The sequence below is a fragment of the Actinomadura fibrosa genome, from assembly GCF_900659615.1.
GTDB lineage: Bacteria > Actinomycetota > Actinomycetes > Streptosporangiales > Streptosporangiaceae > Spirillospora > Spirillospora fibrosa.
On record NZ_CAACUY010000444.1, the window covers coordinates 1 to 4,042 of the forward strand.

At 76.2% G+C, this 4,042-nt stretch carries 5 protein-coding genes; 2 read left to right on the forward strand and 3 right to left on the reverse strand.

The window, feature by feature from the left end; genetic code table 11:
• Both E1300_RS48150 and E1300_RS48155 read right to left on the reverse strand, forming a co-directional pair.
• Window positions 1-906, reverse strand: a 906-nt coding sequence (locus E1300_RS48150; RefSeq protein ID WP_131763945.1) for an AAA family ATPase, incomplete at its 3' end; no start/stop codon positions are given.
• A gap of 5 nt (window positions 907-911) precedes the next feature.
• Entirely contained in the window at window positions 912-1,640 is a 729-nt protein-coding gene (locus E1300_RS48155) for a TetR/AcrR family transcriptional regulator (protein WP_207400427.1), read from the reverse strand.
• 153 nt (window positions 1,641-1,793) lie between these two features.
• Between E1300_RS48155 and E1300_RS48160 the strand changes: the two genes are divergently transcribed.
• Window positions 1,794-2,822 carry an ATP-binding cassette domain-containing protein gene (locus E1300_RS48160; protein WP_131763946.1) on the forward strand — a complete coding sequence of 343 codons (1,029 nt, stop codon included), beginning with the start codon at window positions 1,794-1,796 and terminating at the stop codon, window positions 2,820-2,822.
• A complete protein-coding gene (locus tag E1300_RS48165; protein WP_131763947.1) occupies window positions 2,819-3,679 on the forward strand; it encodes an ABC transporter permease in 861 nt (286 codons plus the stop codon). The genes E1300_RS48160 and E1300_RS48165 overlap by 4 nt, the downstream gene beginning before the upstream one ends.
• 73 nt (window positions 3,680-3,752) lie before the next feature.
• Here the strand turns inward: E1300_RS48165 and E1300_RS48170 are convergent.
• Window positions 3,753-4,042, reverse strand: a 290-nt coding sequence (locus E1300_RS48170; RefSeq protein ID WP_131763948.1) for a GNAT family N-acetyltransferase, incomplete at its 5' end; no start/stop codon positions are given.

Sequence of the window (4,042 nt, forward strand, 5' to 3'; positions counted from 1 at the left end):
CAGGCCGGCGCGCTCGCAGGCGGCGAGGTCGTCCGCGGTCGCGCCGAGGAGCCGCGCCGCCGCGAGGACCGTCCCGAGGTCGCCGGTGCCCTCGGCGGCGGCGACGGTGAGGGCGAGCCGGGCCCGTTCGGGCAGCCGCTCGGCGCGGTCGCCGAACGCGGCGAGGACGCGCCCGGTCGCCGGGAGCGCGGGCGGCGGAGGCGCCTGGCCGGTGCGTTCGGCGCGGTCCAGTCCCCGCGGCAGCTCCAGCAGGGCCAGCGGGTTGCCCGCCGCCTCCTCGATGACCCGGTCGCGGACGCCGCCGGCGAGGTCGGGGGCGCTGTCGGCGAGGAGCGCGGCGGCGGCGTCGCGGTCCAGGCCGTCCAGCGGCAGTTCGGGCAGGCCCGGGGCGGCGAACCCGTCGCGGGCGGCGAGGACCATCGCGACGCGCTCGGCGCCGAGGCGGCGGGCGGCGAACAGCAGCGCGCCCGCCGAGGACGGGTCGAGCCAGTGCGCGTCGTCGGCCAGGCACAGCACCGGGCGGTCGGCCGCGAGGTCGGACAGCAGGGTGAGGACGGCGAGGCCGACCAGGAACCGGTCCGCGCCGTCGGGGCGGGCGAGGCCGAGCGCGGCCCGCAGCGCCGACGCCTGTACCTCCGGGAGCCCGTCCAGGCGCGGCAGGACGGGCCGCAGCAGCATCTGGAGGGCGGCGAACGGCAGTTGCGCCTCCGCCTCGGCGCCGGTCGCGCGCAGGACCCGCACCCCTTCGGCATCGGCGGTCCGGGCGGCGTCGTCGAGCAGGGCCGTCTTGCCGATGCCCGCCTCGCCGCGCACGACCAGCACCCCGCCCCGCCCTTCCCGGGCCGCCTCGACCAGCGCCCCGATCCGGGCCCGCTGCTTCTCGCGCCCGCGCAGCACGCCGTCCACGGACGTCAGGAAGCGTCCGCGGGCAGGGCGCCCGCGATGCAGTCGAGGACGCGGTTCAGCCCGTACCGGAACTGTTCGTCGCCGGTCATGTGGGGGATGCGGGCCTCCTTGATGATCCGCGTGAACATCGGATAGTCGCCGCTGTCCATGAGCCGGCGGACGTAGGGGCCGCTCTCCGCCATCAGGCGTTCGGGGGTCAGGCCGCTGCGCTCCTTCTCGCGCGTCCACTCGATCTCCGCGCGCACGGTGCGCTCCACGTACCCGTTCAGCATGTTGAGCAGCGTGAGGCTCTCGTCGATGGGGATGCCGATGTCCAGCGCGCCGAGCGCGAACTCGATGAGCCGGAGCTGGTTCGGGCCGAACGCCGGCCGCGCGCGGTGCAGGCCGGCGAGCCACGGGTGCCGCCGCCAGGTGGCGCGGGTGCTGACGGCGATGAGCGTGAGGTCGGCCCGCCAGTCGCCGGAGGGGCGCTCGGGGATCTCGTCCTCGCCGAGGACGCGGTCGACCATCAGCTCGATCAGGTCGTCGCGGCTCGGCACGTACCGGTACAGCGACATGGCGCCGGTGCCGAGCTCGGCGGCGATGCGGCGCATCGAGGCGGCCTCGATCCCGTCGGCGTCGGCGATCCGGATGGCCGCCTCGGTGATCTGGGCGCGGCTGTAGGCGGGCCGGGGCCCGCGCCCCTGCCGCTCCGGAACCAGCCAGATGGCGGCGTGGCCGCCGTCGTCGGTCACCAGGGTCTCCCGTCTCGTGCGCCGATCGGTCCGCCCGCGCAGCCGCGTGCCGGGCCGTCCGCCCCTTCACCGGAATCCTAGTTGCGTACATCGTACCCAGTTGCCTACGCTGGCGGCACGCCGACTGCGTACGCCGTACCCAGAGGAGGCAGCATGGCGGACGAACCCCTCGTGGTCGCCGAGGCGCTGACCAAGCGCTACGGGACCGCGCAGGCCCTCGCGGGCCTGGACCTCGAAGTGCCGGCCGGCACCGTGTGCGGGCTGCTCGGCCCCAACGGCGCCGGGAAGACCACGGCCGTGCGGATCCTCGCGACCCTCGCGGACGCCGACTCCGGCCGCGCCCGCATCGCCGGGTACGACGTCGCCCGGCAGCCCGACCAGGTGCGGGCCCGCATCGGCCTGGCCGGGCAGTACGCCGCCGTCGACGAGAAGCTCACCGGACGCGGCAACCTGCGGCTGTTCGGGCGGCTCTGCCACCTGTCCCGCCGGGACGCCCGCCGCCGCGCGGACGAGCTGCTGGAGCGCTTCGGCCTCGTGGAGGCCGCCGACCGGCCCGTCCAGGGCTACTCCGGCGGCATGCGGCGCCGGCTCGACCTGATCACCAGCCTGATCCTGCGGCCCCAGGTGCTGTTCCTGGACGAGCCGACCACCGGCCTCGACCCGCGCAGCCGGGGCGAGATCTGGGACGCCGTCCGCGAGCTGGTCGCCGACGGCACCACGGTCCTGCTCACCACGCAGTACCTCGACGAGGCCGACCGGCTCGCCGACGGGATCGCGGTCGTCGACCACGGCAGGGTGATCGCCACCGGCACGCCCGACGCGCTGAAGGCGTCCATCGGCGACCGGCTCGACGTGCACCTGGAGGACCCGGCCATGGCGCCCGGCGCCGCCGGCGTCCTGCACGCGCTCGCCGGGTCCTACCCGGCGCTCGACGGCGGCCGCCTGTCGGTCCCGGTCGCCGGCGGGACGGTCCGGCTCGCCGACGTCGTCCGCGAGCTCGACCGCGCCGGGGTGGCCGTCGGGGACGTGGCGCTGCGCCGCCCGACGCTCGACGAGGTGTTCCTGCGCCTCACCGGCCTTCCCGCCGAGGACGCGGACGCCGCGTCCGGGCGCGAGGACGGTCCCGGAGGCGGGGCTGCCCGCGACAACGGAACCGAACGCGAGAAGGAGACCGTCCGATGACCGCCCCCGCCGCCGCGCGCGCCGCCGCACCCGCCGTCGCGGCCGCGCCGCCGTCCCTCGCCGGGCGGCTGCGCTGGAACCTCGCCGACGGGTTCACGCTGATCGGGCGCGAGCTGAGCCGGCTGCGCCAGGAGCCCGGCCAGCTCGTCGCCGCGCTGATCTTCCCCGCCGTCATGGTCGTGCTGTTCGGCTACGTGTTCGGCAGCGCCATCGAGGTGCCCGGGGAGGGCAACTATCGCGAGTACCTGATGCCGGGCCTGTTCGCCATGGTGACGTTCAGCTCGATCATGGCGGTGACCATGCGGGTCGCCACGGACGCGTCCCGGGGCGTGATGGACCGGTTCCGCTCGATGCCGGTCGCGCGGTCGGCCGTGCCGTTCGGGCAGACCGGCGCCGAGGTGCTCAACGGCGTGCTGGCCCTCGCCATCATGACCGCGGCGGGGCTCGTGGTCGGCTGGAGCGCGCACCGCGGCGTGCTGCGCACCGCCGAGGCGTTCCTGCTGCTGGCCCTGATGCGGTACGCGCTGAGCTGGGTGGGCTGCTACCTCGGGCTCGTGGTGAAGAACGAGCAGACCGCCGACCAGCTCATCCCGCTGGTGTTCCCGGTGACGATGCTGTCCAACTCCTTCGTGCCGACCGGCGGCATGCCGGAGGCGCTCCAGGTGGTCGCCGAGTGGAATCCGGTCAGCGCCCTGACCGCCGCCTGCCGGGAGCTGTTCGGCAACCCGGGCGCGCCCGCCGCCGACCTGGCCTGGCCGCTCGCGCACCCGGTCACCGCGTCCGTCCTGTGGGCGCTGGCGCTGATCGCGGTGTTCGCGCCCCTGTCGGTGCGCACCTACCAGCGCCGCGGCCGCTGACGGACGGGCGGCCGTGGCCCCCCGGCGAACCGCCAGGAGGCCACGGCCCGCACGACGCGCGCGGTCGTGCGGATCAGACTCCGAACGGGGCCGGGTACTCGATCGCCCCGGACGGGACGGGCCCCGGCCCGTCCAGGACCAGGGCCATCAGGGCCTCGTCCGGAACCTCGAACGGCGCTGTGACGCCGTGTCGCGACGCCCGCTCGAAGCCGAACCTCGGGTAGTACTCCGGATGGCCGAGGACGACGACGAGCCGCTCCCCGCGCCCGGCCGCGGCGGCGAGGGCCGCCTCGACGGCCGCTCCGCCCGCGCCCTGCCGCTGGTACGCGGGCAGGACGGCCACCGGCGCGAGCGCCAGCGCGG

Excerpts from the sequence above, each read along its gene's own strand:
- E1300_RS48160 (WP_131763946.1), top strand. The coding sequence starts at position 1,794 with ATGGCGGACGAACCCCTCGTGGTCGCCGAGGCGCTGACCAAGCGCTAC.
- E1300_RS48165 (WP_131763947.1), top strand. The coding sequence starts at position 2,819 with ATGACCGCCCCCGCCGCCGCGCGCGCCGCCGCACCCGCCGTCGCGGCC.